This window comes from Ruegeria marisflavi (assembly GCF_025673445.1).
GTDB classification, from domain to species: Bacteria; Pseudomonadota; Alphaproteobacteria; order Rhodobacterales; family Rhodobacteraceae; genus Ruegeria_B; species Ruegeria_B marisflavi.
Window position 1 is genome coordinate 20,565 of sequence record NZ_JAOVQN010000016.1, and the last position, 18,802, is coordinate 39,366.

The following is an 18,802-nucleotide window of genomic DNA, read 5'->3' on the forward strand; positions in this document are numbered from 1 at the left end:
ATCCTGCATGGTCATTCGGGCCAAACTATGACCCGGACAGGGCGGGCGGGCAAGCATCGGGGCTTGTCCGCCGCGAAACACAGCGTTACGTCAGGGACAGGCATACAAGCGCGGGGTAAAAACATGTTCACCGGCATCGTCACCGACATCGGCACCGTGGTCGAGCTGGAGCAGCGCGGCGACCTGCGGGCGCGCATCCGCACTGCCTATGATACCGGGCGCATCGACATTGGCGCCTCGATCGCCAGCGACGGCGTCTGTCTGACGGTGATCGCGCTGGGCGCGGACTGGTACGATGTCGAGGTCAGCGCCGAGACCGTGTCCAAGACCAACCTCGGCGGATGGACGGTCGGCAAGCGGCTGAACCTGGAACGCGCTCTCAAGGTGGGCGACGAGCTGGGCGGCCATATCGTGTCGGGCCATGTCGATGGCGTGGCCGAGGTGATTTCGGTCACGCAAGAGGGCGACAGCACGCGGGTCCGGTTCCGCACCCCGCACGCGCTGGCGCGCTTCATCGCGCCCAAGGGTTCGGTGGCGCTGAACGGCACCTCGCTGACGGTGAACGAGGTCGAGGGTGATGAATTTGGCATCAACCTGATTCCGCATACGAAAGAGGCTACCACCTGGGGCGATATCCGCGCGGGCGACCTTGTGAACCTCGAGATCGACACTCTGGCTCGCTATGTGGCGCGCCTCGCCGAGGCGGGTTAGGACCATGGCGGGGCTCGGGCACAACGGCGGGCCGTCGATGGAGCCGGGGCAGGTCTGGCGCACCCATGCCTGGCGGCAGGCGCAAAAGGCGCTGATGCCCAATGCCATCCCGATGCTGGTGCTGAAGATGCGGATGAGCCGCGCCGCCGAACTGGGCATGGATTACCGCACCTATGCCAAGGTGCGCCAGTATTCCGGTCAGGATATCATGGGTCTGCTGTTCTCATCGAATGCGCTGCGCATCTTCGGCTCGGGCGGCGAGATGCCCGAGGCCGAGGCTCGAACGCTGTCAGAGGTACGCAATGCCCATCGGCTGGCGCTGGTGCATCCGCCCGCCGCCCCGGCCACCGTGCTGGCCGCCACAAAGGCGCTGGAGGATGCCGCCCGCGCGCCGCGCCTCGTCGACAGCTGGTCCGAGATGCGCGCCCGCGTGCAGGGGCTGATCCAGGCGCAGCGCTTGCCGGGCTCGGCGGTGTTGGTGATCGGCGACGCGCCGCTCGAAACCGAGTGGGTCGCCGCAGGCCGTGCCGCGGGCTATTTGTCCTCGGCCGAATACTTCCGCCACCAGGCCGTCTAGAGCTCCAACCCCGCCTCTTCATTTCGCCCAAAATACTCCGGGGGAGTCGCGCAAGGCGCGACGGGGGCAGCGCCCCCTCTGACCTGCCCACCGGATCAGGGTGGCGCTCCCGCCCCCTGATGCCGCATCGCAGATGCGCCCCCAGGCGTTGGGCCGGGCGCGGAGCCGCCCCGGGCGCGAGGACGCCCGCCTCGCCGCGCGCAACGCCGCGTCCGACCCCCTGTCTGCCGTTTGTGTACTGGCATTCGCGCGCCGGGTGGTCTATCTGCGCAAACAGACCAAGACAGCTGAAAGGCCGCCCCATGAGCTTTGAAACGCCCGGACCCGTCGAGGCCCGCCTGCGCGACGCGATCAGTCCGATCGAGGAGATCATCGAGGAGGCGCGCAAGGGCCGGATGTATATCCTGGTCGATCACGAAGATCGCGAGAACGAGGGCGACCTGTGCATCGCCGCCGAATTCGCCGATGCTGCCGCGATCAACTTCATGGCCACCCATGGCCGCGGGCTGATATGCCTGCCGATGACCGCCGAGCGGATCGACCGTCTGGGCCTGCCGATGATGGCGGTGAACAACTCGTCGCGGCACGAGACCGCCTTTACCGTCTCGATCGAGGCGCGCGAGGGGGTGTCGACCGGCATTTCCGCCGCCGACCGGGCGCTGACCGTGGCCACCGCGATCAACGAACAAAACACCATGGCAAGCCTGGCAACGCCGGGCCATGTCTTTCCGCTCAGGGCCAAGCGGGGCGGGGTGCTGGTGCGCGCCGGCCATACCGAGGCGGTGGTCGACATCTCTCGTCTGGCCGGGCTGAAACCCGCGGGCGTGATTTGCGAGATCATGAAGGAAGACGGCACCATGGCGCGGCTGCCCGATCTGGTGGAGTTCGCCGCCACCCACGGGATGAAGATCGGCACCATCAGCGACCTGATCTCCTATCGCGCCCGCAACGACAATCTGGTGGACGAGACCGCCCGCAGCACCGTCACCTCGGAATATGGCGGTGACTGGGAGATGCGCATCTTTACCGACCAGACCCACGGTATCGAACATGTGGTGCTGGTCAAGGGCGATGTCTCGACCCCCGAACCGGTGCTGACCCGCACCCATGCGCTGCACGAGGCATCGGACGTGCTGGGGCTTGGCCCCAAGCCGACCCAGGAACTGCCGCGCGCGATGGAGAAGATCGCCGCCGAAGGCCGCGGCGTCGTCTGCCTGTTCCGGCAGCCACGCAACGCGCTTTATGCCAGCGACGAGGACGGCGTGCGCACCATCAAGCAGACCGGTCTGGGTGCCCAGATCCTGTCCAAGATGGGCCTGCACGAGCTGATCCTGCTCACCGACTCGCCGCAAACCAAATATCTCGGGCTCGACGCCTATGGCCTGTCCATCGTTGGCACCCGCCCCATTCTGAAGGACGCCTGACATGGCCGGACACGAGACCCACTACATCCTGCCGCGCCCCGAATTCGACAAGCCGGTGAAACTGCTGATCGTGGTGGCGCCCTATTACAAGGACATCGCCGACAATCTGGTCGCCGGCGCCCAGGCCGAGATCGAGGCCGTGGGCGGCAGCTGGGAGCTGGTCGAGGTCCCCGGCGCGCTCGAGGTGCCCACCGCCATCGCCATGGCCGACCGGATGTGCAATTTCGACGGCTACGTTGCGCTGGGCTGCGTGATCCGGGGCGAGACCACGCATTACGACACCGTCTGCAACGACAGCTCCCGCGCGATCCAACTGATGGGCCTTCAGGGCGCCTGCATCGGCAACGGCATCCTGACGGTCGAGAACCGCCCCCAGGCCGAGGTGCGCGCCGATCCGGCGGCGATGAACAAGGGCGGCGGCGCCGCCGCTGCGGCCTTGCATCTGATCGCGCTCAGCCGTAAGTGGGGCGCTTCGACCAAGGGCGTGGGCTTCAAACCGATGTCCGAGTCGATCCTCCTGGCAGACAAAGGCAACGGAACCGCTTCCGCATGAACACCAAACGGCAGATGAAATCGGCGGCCCGGCTCTATGCGGTGCAGGCCCTGTTCCAGATGGAGCATTCCAGCCAGACCGTCGAGACGGTGGTGAACGAGTTTCTCGATCACCGCTTTGGTGCGGTCTATGACGGCGACGAGATGGCCGAGGGCGACACCGACCTGTTCCGCAAGCTGGTCGATGGCGCGGTCAACAACCAGGCCCTGATCGACCAGATGACCGACCGGGCGTTGGTGGCGAAATGGCCGATCTCACGCATCGACCCGACACTGCGCGCGCTGTTCCGCGCCGCTGCCACCGAACTGACGCAAAGCGACACGCCGCCCAAGGTGGTGATCACCGAATTCGTGGATATCGCGCGCGCATTCTTCCCCGAGGGGCGCGAGACCAGTTTCGTCAATGCCGTTCTGGACCACATGGCGCGCGAGGCCCGGCCCGAGGCGTTCTGATTCGCGATCTGCCGCCCCCCGGACGTTGCCAAAAAAGACGCGGCATCAATCCTCGGATTGCGCCGCGCCTTGATTGACAAATGCCTAGATGAAAAAGCCAGGCGCCACCACTCACAGCAGAAACCCGGTACCCAGACGCTAGCGGATCAAAGGTGACCGCGAAACCTATCTCTTCCGATAGGTGGCTTAATTCAGCAGCCCCATTTTTACCGCCCGTACCAGCGCTGCTTCGCGGGTCGGCGCGCGCAGCTTGTCGCGGGCCGATTTCAGATGCGTGCGCACGGTGATTTCGCTGATCCCCAGTGTCTCCGAAATCTGCTCGTTGCGCAGACCGTTGGCCAGCAGATGCAGCACCTCGCGCTCGCGCCGCGACAGCGGCGCGGTTGTCCCCAGAATCGGTGCCAGATCCTGGCCCGCGTTCTGGTCGCCTTCGACCCCGGGGCCGAGGTTGGTGGCGATGACGGTGGCCAGGATGCGCATGCCGCTTTCCTGTTCGGTCATCCAGGCTTCGGCCTCGGGGTGGTCGGTGAACAGGGCCACCAGCATCGCGGTATTGCCGGGGCAGGGGACCACCAGGCTGAACACATGCTGATAGCCGTGCTCGACCAGCCCGGAATACAGGCCCGCGGCCGTGGCCGAGTTGGACTGCAACAGGCGCCGGCCCGAATCGATATACAGGCTGTCGGGCCCCTGCACGGTTTGCGCCAGGACCAGGTCGGCATCGGCATAGCCGCTCTCGGCATAGATCTTCAGCCACTGCGGCGTCATCGAGCTGCGCGCCCAGTGCAGTATGCCCGTCTTTGGCGTGAACTGCCCCATGTTCACGGCCCGAAAGCCAAACGCGCCCAGCCGCTCTACCGTGTGGTCCCATCGGGCAGCATCGTCAAAGATATGGGAAAGGCTTTCCAACAGATCGAGCGCAAACTTTGTGATATTTCGCATTCCGGTCCCGGCATATATTGTCGCAGCAGTTACGCATGACCCTGTATTCCGGATCATTCTGCGCTAGAATTTTTTTGGAAAACAGGGAGTTTGGCCATGCCACAGCTGATCCGTCTCTACGTCACCCAGGTTCTTGTCGGTTTTGCACTGTCCGCGGTGTTTGTCGCCGGGCTGATCTGGCTGGATATTGCCGGACTGAAGGGGCTGATCGCGCGCTCCGATTCGGCGCTCTTGGCGGTGTTCATGCTGTGGTTCATGAACGGCATCGTCTTTGCCGGGGTGCAATTCGCTTGGAAAATCATGAGCCTGGCCGAAACCGACGAGGGGCCGCGCGGCGGCAGCGCCGTCTCCGATCTGCGCCCCGCACCCGTCCGGCAAGAGGCGGCGCGGCGCGGCTGATCAGAGGTGCGGCGGGAACCACCAGGGTTCGACCGTGCGGTTCGATTCCCGAGGACCTGTATATACAGGTGGGCGCCAGGTAATCAGGCCAGGACCTGAACAGAGCCAGCCCCCTCGGAAATGTTTAAGGCCACCGGAATGCTACCTGTCACGAGAAGGGCAGAACCCGCCGTCGACATAAGTAGGGCCGCCACCGGGCGCGCGCAAGAGGGATCGGAAGACAGGTGATCACCTTGTCCGATGACCGGCGGGAAACCGCCCCGCCGCGTGACCGGCTTCAAGGCAGGGAAGGCGCTGGCCGGTGGCTTTCGGCTGCGTACAAAACGGTCAATCCCGCCTCAAACCCGGGTACAAAACTGTCAGTTTGCCGTACAAACCTGCGGCTTGACCCTGCCGGGCGCCTCGCCCACAACTCTCGCCAACGGTTTGACAGAACGGATACCCGACATGGCCTATGATCCCGACAACATCTTTGCCCGTATCCTGCGCGGCGAGATCCCCGCGACCCGCGTTTACGAAGATGAAGACACCCTTGCTTTCATGGACATCATGCCTCGGGCCGACGGGCACCTGCTGGTGATCCCCAAGACGCCGTGCCGCAACGTGCTGGACGCCAGTCCCGCGCAGCTGGCCGCGGTCATGAGCACGGTACAGAAACTCAGCCATGCGGTGATGAAAGCCTTTGATGCCCAAGGGGTTACCCTGCAACAGTTCAACGAGGCAGTGGGCGGGCAGGAGGTGTTTCACCTGCATTTCCACGTGCTGCCCCGGCACGAAGGCGTCCGCCTTCGCCCGCCCGGACAGATGGGCGACATGGCGCTGATCGCCGAACAGGCCGAGAGGATTCGCGCCGCGCTGGATTAAGAAAATTGGGGCCTGCCCCTTGAACCTATAGCGGCTGTAGCCCCTAGCTGTGGATGCGAACCGCAATTGGGACCGCATCCACATGCCACACGATCACCACCACCATCACCACCACCATCACCACAACCACATCGAAGCCGCCGCAGGCGACGCCCGCGTCGCCTGGGCCATTGCCGTCAACATGGCGCTGACCTTTGTACAAATCGCAGGCGGCCTGCTCTCCGGCTCCCTCGCCCTCATCGCCGACGCGCTCCATAACTTCTCCGATGCCGTGGCGCTGATCATCGCCTTCTTTGCCCGCAAGATCGCCCGCAGACCCGCCGATGACAGGATGAGTTTCGGCTATGGGCGGGTCGAGGTGGTGGCCGCCCTGGTCAATTACACGACCCTTGTGGTTCTTGCTTTTTACCTGATTTACGAGGGGGTTATGCGGTTCTTCGAACCGCAGCCGATCGACGGTTGGCTGGTGGTCTGGATTGCCGTCGTCGCATTGGTCGTCGACCTAGTGACGGCGGCGCTGACCTGGTCATTGTCGAAGAACTCGATGAACATCCGAGCCGCGTTCCTGCACAACGTGGCCGATGCGCTGGGCTCGGTCGCGGTAATCTTCGCGGGGGCAGCGGTTATCTGGTTCGGCTGGACCTGGGTGGATCCCCTGGTCACCCTGATGATCGCTTTGTACATTTTGTGGCATGTCCGGGCCGAAGCCGGTGCCGCGATCCAAGTCCTGATGCTCGGCACCCCCCCGGGGCTGGAACCCGAACGCGTGGCCAGCTATGTAGAAGGCGTGGAAGGGGTGCAGGCGGTGCATCATGTCCATCTGTGGAGCCTTCAGGAAAACGCGACTGCCTTGACCGCTCATCTGGTAATCGCGCCAGGCGCCTGGTCGCAGGCGGATGCGATCAAAGATCGGGTAAAATCCGGGCTTGAGCAGGAATTTTCCATTGAGCACACAACGTTAGAAGTAGAATGCGCGATCCATGCCTGTGTCCACCCGGCCCGGATCGGCAGCGGTTTTGCCTGACGGGCCGCGATGAATTTGCCGCCCCGTTCAACACGGGGCGGCGGATCGGAAACAATGGTCTGCTGCCACCTGTCAAGACCGGCAGGCAAACGCGACTTGATGAAAACACCACTCACTCACTGAACAGTACATGCGGTTTTGACATGTGTTGGTAGCTCGTCGCATGACCCATTTGGGTTAATCTGATCACTAGTTCGTTACGGCGTTTGTGCAGGCTGTGGCCGGATTTGTCACCATGTCAAAAATGGTCCCGTCGTTGCGTTTGGGAGGTCAACTATTCGCGACGTTTTCGGAACTCATGTAACTCCCAGCAGAGAGCAAGATATCGCTGCAATCTACGAGATCGTTTTGCGGCCGGAACACTATGAGCATGTTGTATCGGTTTGGGGCGACCACCTGTCGGATTTGTTGCGGGACATGGGCGTTTTCCCTATGGCTGACAAATAGACTTCGGTCGCGGAGTCGCAGGTTGCTCCCTTATTGCAGGACCATTTCAGCCGGCCAAATGTGCCTTTGGAACAGCTGGGTGCAAGGCACCGCAATCCTAGCTGGAGCGAAGCATCATTGGCGCGCCGGGTTTCGTTTCTGATCGGTGTAGATGAACCTGTCCGGGCAGCCGGACAGACGACGCCCCAATAACTTGATAATCCGCGCGATTTTGAGACGCTGAGGGCGCATTTTTCTGTTCCGAGCGCGCGGACGCTCGACAACCTGTTAGAGGTGGTGCGTGAGGAAGCGGATCTGGTGCAGACCGTAGTTCTGGGTACGGGCATGCGGCCCCGGCACCTGATCGTGCGCATGGCCCCCTGTGACGAGGGTTTGGGGCAGATCATGATCGAAAGCCTCGACTATCAATGGAAACCCGCCGCTGAATGGATTCTGGTCTCGTCCTTTGGCCTGTCCTCGACGAAATAGATTTCGTGCGCAACCTGATGGAGGGGCACAGCCTGCGCGTGATTGCCGAATGCTCGTGCCGATCTGAGAATGTGGTCCGCAGTCAGGCAAAATCCGTTTTGGCCAAGACAGGCGCCCCAGAGCAGGCAGGCCTGATCCGGCTAGTGGCTTTTCCGATCTCGCGGGGGAATCCGCTGCGGAGCAACGGGTACCCCGGTTCTGTCAATCTCAACGACGAGGTGCTGGAGAAACCCACAGGGCTCAAGATGCAGCGCTATCAGCCCGGTGATCTCAAGGTCCGACCGGTGATCTATCTGCATGGCGCGCTGGATCCAGTGGTGACCATCTGTGCGGCAGAGGAGTTTGCCGGGACCAGCTCCAATACCACTTTCCACGTGCTCGAGGATGTTGGCCAGTTCCTGATCTACTAGCGCCCGGATGTTGTTCTGGATGCGCTCGACGAGTTGCCAGCCAAAGGGTCAATCGGGCTGATCGTCTCCGAACACCAGATCGAAACTGCGTCGCAGGGCAACATCGACATCCGCCATGGTGACCGGTAGACCCAGATCGACCAGGGACGTGACCCCAAATTCGGTGATGCCACAGGGCACGATACCCGAGAAATGGTTCAGATCCGGTTCCACGTTGATCGAGATGCCGTGGAAACTGACCCATTTGCGGATCCGTACTCCGATCGCCGCGATTTTGTCCTCGGCCGGTTTACCGGTGGCCGTCCGGGGCTTGTCGTCGCGGCGGACCCAGACGCCGACGCGGCCCTCGCGGATTTCGCCGCGGACGTTGAACTCGGCCAGCGCCGCGATCACCCATTCCTCAAGCTGTTGGACAAAGCGGCGCACGTCATGGCCGCGCTTGCCCACGTCGAGCATGACATAGATCACCCGCTGACCGGGGCCGTGATAGGTATACTGCCCGCCACGCTTGCTGTCGTATACCGGAAATCGGTCGGGGTCGGTCAGATCCTCGCGCCGGGCCGAGGTGCCGGCAGTGTAGAGCGGCGGGTGTTCCAGCAGCCAGATACATTCCTCGGCCTCGCCCGCTGCAATGGCGGCGGCGCGCGCCTCCATAAAGGCGACGGCCTCGTCGTAATCGGTCAGCCCGTCTGTGGTCTTCCATTCCATGGCGTCGTCTTAGCGCGCGAGTCGGGGCAGGGGAAGGGGGCTAGGCCGCCTCGGCCAGGCACCTCTGGATCACCTGGGCGTAAGTGTCGGCCCCTTGCGCGCCGGTCAGCAGGTATTTGCCGCCAAACACCATCGAGGGGACACCGGAAATGCCGTGCTGTGTCCAGAACTTCTGTTTCTCGCGCACGGCGGCCTGATGGGCGCCCGAGGCCAGCGCCGCTTCGGCGGCCGCCCTGTCCAGCCCGGCCGACTTCACCACATCGAGCAGAACCGCCGCGTCGGATACATCGACGCCTTGGGTGAAATAGGCCGCGAACAGCGCCAGTTTCAGCGGATGCTGACGGCCCTGGCCCTCGGCCCAGTCGAGCAGTTGATGGGCGGCAAAGGTGTTCACGATGCGGCTGTCGTCGGTGAAATTGAAAGCGAAGCCCAGATCGGCCCCGATTCCGGTCAGGCGGGCGCGAGCCTCGGCGCTCTGTGCGGGCGTGGAGCCGTATTTCTCCATGATATGTTCGCGCAGGTTCTGGCCTTCGGGCCCCATCTGCGGGTTCAGCTCAAACGGGTGCCACCGCAGTTTCGCCAATGCGCCCGTCTGTGCAAGCGCCTGATCCAGTTGCAGAAAGCCAACGATGCACCAGGGGCAGACCACATCCGATACGATGTCGATTTGCAGCACAGGGCGGGTATCGGTCGCGGTCATGTCTCTTCCTTGCTTGTCTGTTGCATCCCGTTCTAAGCCCAAGGGTAAGGGCGGGGGAAGAGAATTCAAGCAGAGGTGATTTTTGCCTCTTCACATCCCTGCGACCCTCGTCTATACGCCGCTCTACCAAGTCACTGGCAGTGCGGTCGTGGCGGAATTGGTAGACGCGCAGCGTTGAGGTCGCTGTGGGGTAACACCCGTGGAAGTTCGAGTCTTCTCGACCGCACCAAATTTTCCATAATAAATTAATAAAATCAATACCTTGATCTTGGCATGTCGTATTTGCCCCCACTTATTGCCCCACGTTGCAATAATTCGCTGTTGACCGCGATTTCGATTCGTGTTGTCTATTGTCGTACAGCGTGACATTCCTATCGCACGCGCCAACCCGCAACCACCAAACGGTGGTCTGCTTTTGTGCGCGAGGAATTCATGACTGTAATCACCACCACCCCGATGCTGACCATTGCCGAAAAGGCGGTGGAACTCGGCACCACACCAGAGTCACTCCGTCGCTGGCGTCTGGCTGGTACGGGACCGGCCTACGTCAAATATGGAGGCGTCGTCCGTTACTATCCCGAGAAGCACAGTGACGTGATGATCAATGGCCTTCGCACAGATGACTACAATCGTCTTTGCGCCATTGTCTCGCCGAAGATCCTCGACAAGGCATCGCCCGTGGCGATTCAGCTTTTTCTGAAAGCGCTGAACGAGGTCGGCTCATGAACAACAATTCGGCAAGTACCATTGAATCAGGGCTGATACTCTTGGGGGTGCGGCAGGTTCCAACGCGCCTCTGACCACCGCCCAAGCAAACGAGCGACCAATGGCCGCCCGTCTGATGCTCGGACCGTCCGTGCCCCGCTACGTGCCGGACGGTCCGTTATACCCCGAGAAATGAGGCGTTTGTTCATGGCGAAAGATACAGCCAACCCGTCATCCACTCAAGTCGCATCGCAAGGCAATCTAGCGACCGCATTCACCGCAGGTTTCGACCGTCTCGTGCCGCTGATCCCCGTCGACGGTGTGCTATTCCAAGGTGGTTACGCCGCCGACGGATCGTGGATGCAACCAGCCGACGTCGATCCCAAGCACATGGGCAAGGTGCCCGGCTACGTTCGCAACGGCTGTTGGCACCCGAGGTCGGGCTGGGTCGGCTACCAGATCACCCCCGAGGACATCGCCCTTCACGACGCCGCTGGTGCGTCCTGTGGCCTGCTGGGCGGAGACCGGTTCGTCGGGTTCGATCTGGACGCAACCGACCCCGAACTCGCCGCCGCGTGGCTGTCCGCCCTGCGCCGCAGGTGGCCCGACTTGCAATACCGCGTCGGGCAATGGCCGAAGATGCTGATCGTGGCCCGCGTGGCGGGTGATCCGGTCTCGGCGTCGAAGGTCGAGTTCAACGCTGAAGGTCGCGAGAAACAGCAAATCGAGATCATCGGCACCGGTCGGCAAATGGTCCTATTGGGCACGCATCCGATCACCGGGCAACCGTACCAGTGGTTCGGGCCGGGCGGATTGCCGGGCGTACCGGACCAGCCCGTCGCGCCGTCGGCGGCCCGATGCCCGACGGTGTCGGCGGATGATGTTGCTACCATCGTCGAAGAACTGGCCACTGCGGCGCGCAGTCTGGGTTGGGCACGCGGTCGGTCGAGTCGGACCGGCGAGGAACAAGGCACCAGCGAATTGGCCGATCATCCGCCCGACATCGAACTTGCCGCTGACATCCTGCGTGCGATCCCGAATACCGTCGATGGCGGTACCTGGTTCCGCATTGCATACGCTTTGTACTGGGAATTTGGCGATGCGGGTTGGCCGCTGTTTCTGGAGTTCTCGCAACGCTGGCAGGGCGGCAAGGACGACGAAGGAACGATCCGCCGCCAGTGGCGTAAATGTTCCCGCCCGAACGGTTCGGTCACATGGGGAACGATCATGAACGAACTGCGTCGGGCCGGTGTCGTGCTGCCCCCTGACCTTGAAGCCCGTCGACGGGCCGATCTGGGTCAACGCCGGTTCGAGCGGGACGTCGCCAAGCTGCCGCCCGCGTCCGGCGTGGTGCCGGTTGGTGCGATGCCGCTGGGGTCCGTGACGGAAGCGCGTCGGGAACTAATCGAAGGCGAGTTCATCAGCGATGGAACCAAGCTGATCTGGTGTACTTCGACCGCGCTGGCGCTATTAGAAACTCATGATGCATGGGCCGATGTTTTGGCGTTCGACGAGTTTCTTGGCGAAGTCCAGATTTGCCAGCCGATCCCCGGCACCGATCCGCGACGGTTCAAGCCGCACGCGATGGCTGCCGAAGACGTTGCCGCTGCTGAAATCTGGTTCAACCGTCAGGGCTTCCCGAGGGCAACGGAGAATGTCGTTGCCAAGGCAATGCTTGCAGCAGCAAATCAGAACACGGTCGATCCGGTGCGGTTTTACCTTGAGGCGCTGACGTGGGACGGCACGCCACGGCTTGCGACTTGGCTATCAGTCTACATGGGCGCGTCGTCCGACCTTTATGTGTCCGAAGTCGGCAAGCGGACCTTGATCGGCGCGGTTGCTCGTGCTGTCGATCCCGGCTGCAAGGTGGACACGATGACAATTCTGGAAGGGCGGCAGGGAATTCGGAAATCGCAGGCGCTGCGGGTGCTGGCGTCGCCGGATTGGTTTGCGGACAGCGTGCCCGATCTGAAAACGAAGGACGCTGCCGACTATCTGCAAGGCGTCTGGATCATCGAAATGGCCGAACTGGAAATGGTCCGTCGGGCAGAAATGGAAACGACCAAAGCGTTCCTGTCGCGCCAAGACGACCGTTATCGGCCCGCCTACGGTCGGACAAAGGTCAAACGTCCGCGCCGTTGCATCTTCATTGGCACAACGAACCAAGACAATTATCTGCGCGACGAAACCGGATCGCGTCGGTTCTGGCCGGTCGAAGTGAAGACCATTGATCTGGCCGCGCTGAAGCGTGACCGCGATCAGCTTTGGGCCGAAGCCTACGCGGCATACAAGGCTGGTGAGCAGTGGTGGCTTTCAGGGATCGTGGAGACCCTTGCGACCGCTGAACAGCGGAAGCGGAACCAAGACGATCCGTGGACGGGACCGGTTCTGGGGTACGTTGATGAGAGGGCGGAAGTTTCGATCCGGGAAATTCTGTTCTGCGCTCTGGGCTTCGATAAACCGAAGGATATATCCCGCTCCGACAGTGATCGCGTGGCTGGAATCCTCAAGGCCAATGGTTGGAAACGTGACGGGCAGTTCACGTCTGGAAGCCTCAAGGGACAAGCTAGATATCTACGGTAGATAGGTAGATAGCTTTTCTTACACACTGAAAATAAGGTAGTAGAAGTGTTGATATTAAAGGATAATTTCTACTGTAGTAGATAGCACAGCAGGTTTTTTTGAACGTGTAAGAAAACCTGTCTACCGTGTCTACCCGTCTACTTATAAGGAACGATATATGACTTGGCCCGCTTCGATCCCCTACGACTTGCGCCGCGCTTGGGAACGGCTTGAAGGTCGGCGCGCGCCGACCACTGATGCTGACCGTTGGACCGAAGTGCGCGATTGGCTGATCAGTCATGGTGTAGAACCGCCCGACCATCCGCTGCCGACCCGCGACCCGGACGAAGACGACCGTCCGATCTATTGAGGGCTGACCACCATCCCCCGCATCGCCCCTGCTGCTGTTCGGTCAGGGATGCAGTGTTATATCGAACTTTATATGGACCGGGTTGATCCGCGCGTGACAAGCTGTCCCGGCAGCTAACATCACTTATGCAGAGGCAAAACGAGTTGAACCTCTTCATTACACTGTCCTCCGTATTCAAACCACGCAGGGACGACAACGTCAGAAACCGGGCGGCAAGTTTTCTTGAACGCAACTGGGCTAAAGTGGATGCGCTATTCCGGAACAGGCGTCTTGCGACCTATATCTTCGAGCCAGCCGCAAGACTCTGGAATGAAACTGAACCGGGCACAGATGCGCAGATCCGTCGGGTTATTTCACAGATTGCTGTCGCCAACGCGGTCATTGCAGGCTTGCCGGGCCAGCTAGGTATCGGCGTTTTCGTCGCGATTGCTCTTGAGTTCTACATGGCGATCCAGATTGCCCGTCGGGTCGGGGTCCATGTCGATGGACTTACCGACCTGCTGAAATATTTCGGCCTCGCTACTGGCGTTGCATTCACCATCTTGTTGGCGCTCAAGCATATTCTAGGTTTCTTCTTTTCCTTCTTTTCTTTGGTGGGTTTGCTGCCCGCCACGGCAATGGCTGAATTGTTCGCCACAAGTCTGGTCGGCGTCATTTTTTGGGTCGGCTTCCAAGAAGCCCGCGAAAATGGTGCGTTTCTGGTGCCGGTCAGGCTGTTTAATACGGTTTGGTCTCGCACCAGAGAACTCGTTAAATTTCAATGGGGCGTCGTCAAGAAAGGCTTTTCAAAGCAGACCTATGCCGAGACGGGCCGAAGGCTCTACGATTGGTTGACGGGTAGCAACATTTACAGCCCGGTTAGACTTCGTGGCGACATTTTCCCTATGGCTGCATTTGCCCATATGCTGGCAGGTCGTGTTGACCAACTACAAGGTCCGCTTGGTCAGATATTCATGCAGGCGATCCGCGACACCAATCTTGAGTTGGCAGGTTTGAGAGACCAAGACGTCGCCACTTACATGCGAGACCGGCTAGGTGAATTACCGTATCAGATTGATGCAGAAGCCTACCAAGGAATGGAGAGTTTGGTTCGCGGGCGAATGTTTGAACTGCTTGTTCAAGAAAGCGAAAGCTGGAACGGCGAGGGCTGGGAGGACAAACCTCAGAGGGGCTTCCTGCACGAGGACTTCAACCACCCTGGCTCAGACATTGTCTTCCAGAATATCGAGACGGGAGAGATGATCGAGGTCCAAATCAAAGCAACGGGAAGCGCCGGATACATTGAGGAAACCTTAATCCGCTATCCTGACATCCCGATAATTGTGACCAACGAAGTAGGCGAGCAATTTGACGGCGTCGAGTTGGTTCAGGCCAGCATGATCAGCAACGATGACTTGAAGGAAGTCACGTTCGAGAACTTTGAGGAGTTACTGGAAAAAGTCGCACCCATCTCTGTCGCAGAAATGGGTGGCGCGGCTTTGGTCGGGGGAGCAGCAACAACCGTAGCTGCGATTTGGCCGTTTGTCGCAGCATTCATTCGAGGTCGAATTACCCAAGATCAATTAATCGTTGCCACTCAGAGAGTCCTTCCACAAGGAGGGGTTAATCTCGCTCGACGTGTCGTTATGGCGGCAGCGATTGGCCCTCTTTATGCGTGGTGGGTGCTTGCTAGGGGAGTAATGCGGTTTGTGCCCGAAGAATCCGTCGATGACCATTTAGTGACAAAAGCGCCAAGGCGGATTGTGTTCGAAGACCCAAGGAAAACCTAAAGGGCGCTCATTGCTTTTTGCGACTGGCTGATCAGTCATGGTGTAGAACCGCCCGAGCATCCGTTGCCAACCCGCGACCCGGACGAAGACGACCCTCCGATTTATTGATGGCGCTGGGTGTGTGGGGGGCGAACGTTCGTCGGTTCGTGCATCGGTTGGGGAACATGATTTCTTGGGGGAGCTTTTCGAGAAAGGCTTTCTCCGAAATCGACTAACGCTGGGCGGACACCGAAATTTTTCAACACAATCCGCCCATTGCGCCCCTCTCCGATGGGGACTTTCAACCAACAAGCACCCGCTTGGCGCGCACATAAAACCGTTTGACTGGCCGACCTGAAAAAGCACATGCTTCGCAAGCATGGAACGAGCATCCCTTGCCACCCGTGGCTTGCTTCAGATGTCCGACCGAGCGAGATGTGATTACAGTGCTGAATTTGAGAAAATCCAAACACTTTTTGTTCGGCTTAATAATTTTGGCAAGTGTGAATCTATTGCCGAAATATGGTGAAGCTCAAGACGAAAACACAGAAAGAGACTGGGAAGTCTTGGGCTATGATGACGCCAGTAAACTCACTTCGGCAGGACTGCTGACGATCCCAGGTCTTGGGCTTTCAAATTACAGCGAAAATGGCATTTACAGCTTTACTGACGAGGCGGAACCGACTGTTCGTTTTGGCGTATTTGAAATCCGAGACGATGGCAGGGTCTGTGTAGATTTCTTCCAAAGCGAAAGGCAACGGTGCGACGTCTTCCTGCGGAGAAACGGCTTGGTCTTTCTGCTCACCGAAGAGGGTAACCATTTCCCCGTATTCTTCAGTCTGGAGAGGCATTAGGTAGATCAACAATCAGTGTAAAAATAACTGCCAGCGAGGCTGTTTCAGTTCAGCAGGTTGCCAACACGCGCCGCCCGAACCGTCCCCCCAGGGGCGGGGTGGGTCGTAACCTTTGCCGGGGACCGCCCACCGCGCAGGGGTCTGCACCTTGTCATCCAAAGCACAAAATGACCTAGGGATTCCAGCTACTGGAACGTTTTGACGTTTAGGGTTATAATGGCCCTCGCGCGCCCCGGCGCGGACAGCGCAGCTTATCCGAATTGCAGAGGATAGTTCGAGGGTTGCTACGTCCCGCGACTCGGACATAACCCTTTTTCCGCCAGCTTCTGTTTTTAGGTGCAGCAGCCATTCATGGCCGGTTTTTCATAAGTTTAGCCCTGAACGTCGGCTATGCGCGTCAACCAGTCACCTGAGTGTTTAGGAAGCAGACCTTGGGCATGGGAACCGCCGAATTTCCCGTCCAATGGCAGCTCAACGCAACAGAACGGTCATCTGAGCAATAACCTCAGATGTCTCAGGAGAGCCCATACCGGAAGTGCTCCAGGGCAGACGCTTGTTCGTTCCCATATCACGCTGCGATCGGGCACGTTGGTGGATCCTTCAGCATCCGAAGTCTGCTAGCGTGACCCCGTCACCGGCCCCGGATAGGCCTGATAGCGGGGGAGATCACCCCGGAAATCTGACGGCGTCTTACCGGTCCATCGCCGGAATGCCCGGTCTAGGGCGGCAGAGCTGGAGAGACCCACCTCGAGAGCGATTTGCGCGATGGGTAGGGTCGTGTTCGACAAGAGGTCTTCGGTGATGCTCTTGCGCTCGTCGTCCTTCATCTGACTGTAGGAGGTGCCCTGTGCCCACAGGATGCGCTGGATGCGACGTGGATGCATGCGGCAGATCGAGGCAAAGTCATTCAGTGTCAGATCCTGATAAGCGATGTTGTCCCTCAGCATTCCGCGAAGATAGGAAAGGGTCGCTTCGCTGGCGCCATCTGTGGCAAACTCCCCTCGTGACGCCTTCACTAAGTCCCAGTCCAGCGAGAATGGTGCCCAAAGCCAGTGCGGCGGAAATGAAATCCGTAAACCGTCGATCTGGGATGTGATGAGCGCTTGTTTCGGAAGAAAACCCGGCGGAAGCCCCTGGGTGGTCGGTGCAGTGATCAGGATGTCTTTGGGGTCGAAGGTTTCTCCGATCCCTTTCTTTATCAGAGTCACATAGAGTGCGATGCCGACTGCATCCAACTGTGTTGACGGCCTAGTCACCTTGACGGTGCGGCGAATGTCGAAGCTTACAATGTCGGGTGTGATGGAAACGGAGTACCGCACGTTATCAACCTGTTTTGAGACTTCCACCACCACCCGGGACAGAAAATCACCCAAGTTGAGAGCATGGGTCGCCGAATCCCGAAACGCTGGCGTTCCCTTCTTCGCTGTTTCGATTGCCACCTTTGCGCCAAAATACGGATCACCGAGAGTTTCCGCCATATCCTCCATCGCGGAATAACAGGCGGACGCGTCAAACAGCATCGCAGGATCGGTCAGCGCGTCGACGGGAATACCGTTTCGGACCAGGAGCGCTTCAATATCGCCGCCCCGCGAGGTGAAGGCCCTTGCGAAGGGGGACAAAAGCAACATCCCGCGCGTGAATCTCGGGCCAGATTTCTTGCTCATTCTTGCTGCTCCCTCAACGCCCTGAGGTTAACCTTGTGGGACAAGTTTATGACACAGGCGGCATGAGCCGCAAACAGGTTGGGCTTCGTGCATGTTAATCAACAAGCCCTAAACGATGAGACCCGGGCGATGGCCACGCGGCCCTGGCGATCTCGGAAAGAGTTGGAGCCATCAAATGTCGAAGGAAAACACCGCAAAAGCCAGAAAATCCCTTTTGACCGAAACACTTATTGCCGTGCTGATGACTGTTTCGGCGGCCACCTTCGGCCCGGCATACAGCCAGACAACAGAAGGCCAGTACGTTGGGGCCGCGATCGAGCGGGTCGCTACGGGGCTTGCCGGGCGCATCGGCTTTGCGGCGCAGGAAATCGGCGGCGTCGACGTCATCGCGTTCAATGGCGATGAAACCTTCGCCATGGCCAGCACCTATAAGGTTGCGATCGCCGTTGCGATAATGGACCGCGTGGACAGGCGGGAACTCAGCCTCGACCAGATGGTCGAAATCACACCCGACATGATGATGATCGGCGACGCTGCGCTGAGCGACACCTTCGTGCACCCCGGGCTTCAGCTTTCGGTGGCGAACCTGATGGAGATCATGATCACGGAGAGCGACAACACGGCGACCGACACCTTGATCGGGCTGGCTGGCGGCGCCGCGGCCGTGACCGAAAACCTGCGCAGGCTCGGGATCGCCGATTTCAGGGTCGATCGGACGACTGGCGAGATCATCGGCGAATTCTATGGTCTGCCGGGACCGGCCACGATGAAGGTCGCCACAGAGGCCTTCAAGACCAACCCGGAGCTTGCAACGATCGTCAGTGACCGCAATCTGGACTTCGAGGCGGATCCCCGCGACCATGCAACGCCGCTTGCGATGCTGCAACTCCTGCTTGCCATCGACAGTGGCACGGCGATGAGCGCCGAGAGCCGCGACTTCCTGATTGATGTCATGTCGCGCACGCGCACCGGCGCTGGCCGGCTCAAGGGGCTGCTGCCGAGAGGAACGCCCGTGGCGCACAAGACCGGGACCATCGGGGGCGTGGCCAATGACGTCGGCTATATCACGCTCCCCGACGGTCGTCGGTTTGCCATCGCCGTGTTCACCAAGAGCAGCGAGACATCCGAGGCGGACAGGGATCGTGCCATCGCCGAGGTCGCCCGGTCGCTGTTCGACTACTTCTACCTCGGGCAGATGGCGAAGCAGTAAAAGGGGAAAC

At 60.2% G+C, this 18,802-nt stretch carries 20 protein-coding genes and 1 tRNA gene; 17 read left to right on the forward strand and 4 right to left on the reverse strand.

What is annotated here, in order from left to right:
• Window positions 1–123: 123 nt before the first annotated feature.
• From OEZ49_RS15270 to nusB, 5 genes are all read left to right on the forward strand, one after another.
• Window positions 124–711 carry a riboflavin synthase gene (locus OEZ49_RS15270; protein ID WP_263389128.1) on the forward strand — a complete coding sequence of 196 codons (588 nt, stop codon included), beginning with the start codon at window positions 124–126 and terminating at the stop codon, window positions 709–711.
• A gap of 4 nt (window positions 712–715) precedes the next feature.
• A complete protein-coding gene (locus tag OEZ49_RS15275) occupies window positions 716–1,288 on the forward strand; it encodes a hypothetical protein (protein WP_263389129.1) in 573 nt (190 codons plus the stop codon).
• A 302-nt stretch (window positions 1,289–1,590) separates the two neighbouring features.
• Entirely contained in the window at window positions 1,591–2,712 is a 1,122-nt protein-coding gene (gene ribB / locus OEZ49_RS15280; RefSeq protein ID WP_263389130.1) for a 3,4-dihydroxy-2-butanone-4-phosphate synthase, read from the forward strand.
• A gap of 1 nt (window position 2,713) precedes the next feature.
• Window positions 2,714–3,265 carry a 6,7-dimethyl-8-ribityllumazine synthase gene (locus tag OEZ49_RS15285; RefSeq protein WP_263389131.1) on the forward strand — a complete coding sequence of 184 codons (552 nt, stop codon included), beginning with the start codon at window positions 2,714–2,716 and terminating at the stop codon, window positions 3,263–3,265.
• Entirely contained in the window at window positions 3,262–3,717 is a 456-nt protein-coding gene (gene nusB, locus OEZ49_RS15290) for a transcription antitermination factor NusB (protein WP_263389132.1), read from the forward strand. The genes OEZ49_RS15285 and nusB overlap by 4 nt, the downstream gene beginning before the upstream one ends.
• Before the next feature lie 186 nt (window positions 3,718–3,903).
• Here the strand turns inward: nusB and OEZ49_RS15295 are convergent, their stop codons facing one another.
• Entirely contained in the window at window positions 3,904–4,659 is a 756-nt protein-coding gene (locus OEZ49_RS15295) for a response regulator transcription factor (RefSeq protein WP_203583083.1), read from the reverse strand.
• A gap of 96 nt (window positions 4,660–4,755) precedes the next feature.
• Between OEZ49_RS15295 and OEZ49_RS15300 the strand changes: the two genes are divergently transcribed.
• From OEZ49_RS15300 to OEZ49_RS15320, 5 genes are all read left to right on the forward strand, one after another.
• Complete coding sequence (locus OEZ49_RS15300; RefSeq protein ID WP_263389133.1) at window positions 4,756–5,058, forward strand: hypothetical protein; 303 nt, start codon at window positions 4,756–4,758, stop codon at window positions 5,056–5,058.
• A 447-nt stretch (window positions 5,059–5,505) separates the two neighbouring features.
• Window positions 5,506–5,922, forward strand: a complete 417-nt coding sequence (locus tag OEZ49_RS15305) for an HIT family protein (RefSeq protein ID WP_263389134.1) — start codon at window positions 5,506–5,508, stop codon at window positions 5,920–5,922.
• 82 nt (window positions 5,923–6,004) lie between these two features.
• Complete coding sequence (locus OEZ49_RS15310; RefSeq protein ID WP_263389135.1) at window positions 6,005–6,946, forward strand: cation diffusion facilitator family transporter; 942 nt, start codon at window positions 6,005–6,007, stop codon at window positions 6,944–6,946.
• Between the two features lie 744 nt (window positions 6,947–7,690).
• Complete coding sequence (locus OEZ49_RS15315; RefSeq protein WP_263389136.1) at window positions 7,691–7,861, forward strand: hypothetical protein; 171 nt, start codon at window positions 7,691–7,693, stop codon at window positions 7,859–7,861.
• Between the two features lie 5 nt (window positions 7,862–7,866).
• The gene (locus tag OEZ49_RS15320) at window positions 7,867–8,271 is read left to right on the forward strand and encodes a helix-turn-helix transcriptional regulator (RefSeq protein WP_263389137.1); all 405 of its coding nucleotides are present in this window, start codon (window positions 7,867–7,869) and stop codon (window positions 8,269–8,271) included.
• Between the two features lie 48 nt (window positions 8,272–8,319).
• Here the strand turns inward: OEZ49_RS15320 and lipB are convergent, their stop codons facing one another.
• Window positions 8,320–8,979, reverse strand: a complete 660-nt coding sequence (gene lipB / locus OEZ49_RS15325; RefSeq protein WP_263389138.1) for a lipoyl(octanoyl) transferase LipB — start codon at window positions 8,977–8,979, stop codon at window positions 8,320–8,322.
• A gap of 40 nt (window positions 8,980–9,019) precedes the next feature.
• Window positions 9,020–9,679 (reverse strand): DsbA family oxidoreductase, encoded by a 660-nt coding sequence (locus OEZ49_RS15330; RefSeq protein WP_263389139.1) that lies wholly within the window; start codon window positions 9,677–9,679, stop codon window positions 9,020–9,022.
• 142 nt (window positions 9,680–9,821) lie between these two features.
• Between OEZ49_RS15330 and OEZ49_RS15335 the strand changes: the two genes are divergently transcribed.
• From OEZ49_RS15335 to OEZ49_RS15360, 6 genes are all read left to right on the forward strand, one after another.
• Window positions 9,822–9,908, forward strand: a tRNA-Leu gene (locus OEZ49_RS15335).
• Window positions 9,909–10,111: 203 nt separating this feature from the next.
• On the forward strand, window positions 10,112–10,405 hold the full coding sequence (locus OEZ49_RS15340; RefSeq protein WP_263389140.1) for a hypothetical protein: 294 nt from the start codon (window positions 10,112–10,114) through the stop codon (window positions 10,403–10,405).
• A gap of 186 nt (window positions 10,406–10,591) precedes the next feature.
• Window positions 10,592–12,967 carry a VapE domain-containing protein gene (locus OEZ49_RS15345; protein ID WP_263389141.1) on the forward strand — a complete coding sequence of 792 codons (2,376 nt, stop codon included), beginning with the start codon at window positions 10,592–10,594 and terminating at the stop codon, window positions 12,965–12,967.
• Window positions 12,968–13,124: 157 nt separating this feature from the next.
• Window positions 13,125–13,316, forward strand: a complete 192-nt coding sequence (locus OEZ49_RS15350; RefSeq protein ID WP_263389142.1) for a hypothetical protein — start codon at window positions 13,125–13,127, stop codon at window positions 13,314–13,316.
• A gap of 143 nt (window positions 13,317–13,459) precedes the next feature.
• Window positions 13,460–15,085 (forward strand): hypothetical protein, encoded by a 1,626-nt coding sequence (locus tag OEZ49_RS15355; protein ID WP_263389143.1) that lies wholly within the window; start codon window positions 13,460–13,462, stop codon window positions 15,083–15,085.
• Window positions 15,086–15,510: 425 nt separating this feature from the next.
• Entirely contained in the window at window positions 15,511–15,918 is a 408-nt protein-coding gene (locus OEZ49_RS15360; RefSeq protein WP_263389144.1) for a hypothetical protein, read from the forward strand.
• Window positions 15,919–16,535: 617 nt separating this feature from the next.
• Here the strand turns inward: OEZ49_RS15360 and OEZ49_RS15365 are convergent.
• The gene (locus OEZ49_RS15365) at window positions 16,536–17,582 is read right to left on the reverse strand and encodes an AraC family transcriptional regulator (protein WP_239059667.1); all 1,047 of its coding nucleotides are present in this window, start codon (window positions 17,580–17,582) and stop codon (window positions 16,536–16,538) included.
• A gap of 175 nt (window positions 17,583–17,757) precedes the next feature.
• Between OEZ49_RS15365 and bla the strand changes: the two genes are divergently transcribed.
• The gene (gene bla, locus OEZ49_RS15370; protein WP_263389145.1) at window positions 17,758–18,792 is read left to right on the forward strand and encodes a class A beta-lactamase; all 1,035 of its coding nucleotides are present in this window, start codon (window positions 17,758–17,760) and stop codon (window positions 18,790–18,792) included.
• Window positions 18,793–18,802: the final 10 nt, after the last annotated feature.

Bases quoted from the DNA above. Each gene is read 5' to 3' on its own strand.
- lipB (WP_263389138.1), bottom strand. From the start codon at position 8,979: ATGGAATGGAAGACCACAGACGGGCTGACCGATTACGACGAGGCCGTC.
- OEZ49_RS15310 (WP_263389135.1), top strand. From the start codon at position 6,005: ATGCCACACGATCACCACCACCATCACCACCACCATCACCACAACCAC.
- nusB (WP_263389132.1), top strand. From the start codon at position 3,262: ATGAACACCAAACGGCAGATGAAATCGGCGGCCCGGCTCTATGCGGTG.
- OEZ49_RS15330 (WP_263389139.1), bottom strand. From the start codon at position 9,679: ATGACCGCGACCGATACCCGCCCTGTGCTGCAAATCGACATCGTATCG.
- bla (WP_263389145.1), top strand. From the start codon at position 17,758: ATGTCGAAGGAAAACACCGCAAAAGCCAGAAAATCCCTTTTGACCGAA.
- OEZ49_RS15340 (WP_263389140.1), top strand. From the start codon at position 10,112: ATGACTGTAATCACCACCACCCCGATGCTGACCATTGCCGAAAAGGCG.
- OEZ49_RS15365 (WP_239059667.1), bottom strand. From the start codon at position 17,582: ATGAGCAAGAAATCTGGCCCGAGATTCACGCGCGGGATGTTGCTTTTG.
- OEZ49_RS15345 (WP_263389141.1), top strand. From the start codon at position 10,592: ATGGCGAAAGATACAGCCAACCCGTCATCCACTCAAGTCGCATCGCAA.
- OEZ49_RS15350 (WP_263389142.1), top strand. From the start codon at position 13,125: ATGACTTGGCCCGCTTCGATCCCCTACGACTTGCGCCGCGCTTGGGAA.
- OEZ49_RS15300 (WP_263389133.1), top strand. From the start codon at position 4,756: ATGCCACAGCTGATCCGTCTCTACGTCACCCAGGTTCTTGTCGGTTTT.
- OEZ49_RS15270 (WP_263389128.1), top strand. From the start codon at position 124: ATGTTCACCGGCATCGTCACCGACATCGGCACCGTGGTCGAGCTGGAG.
- OEZ49_RS15285 (WP_263389131.1), top strand. From the start codon at position 2,714: ATGGCCGGACACGAGACCCACTACATCCTGCCGCGCCCCGAATTCGAC.
- OEZ49_RS15275 (WP_263389129.1), top strand. From the start codon at position 716: ATGGCGGGGCTCGGGCACAACGGCGGGCCGTCGATGGAGCCGGGGCAG.
- OEZ49_RS15305 (WP_263389134.1), top strand. From the start codon at position 5,506: ATGGCCTATGATCCCGACAACATCTTTGCCCGTATCCTGCGCGGCGAG.
- ribB (WP_263389130.1), top strand. From the start codon at position 1,591: ATGAGCTTTGAAACGCCCGGACCCGTCGAGGCCCGCCTGCGCGACGCG.
- OEZ49_RS15295 (WP_203583083.1), bottom strand. From the start codon at position 4,659: ATGCGAAATATCACAAAGTTTGCGCTCGATCTGTTGGAAAGCCTTTCC.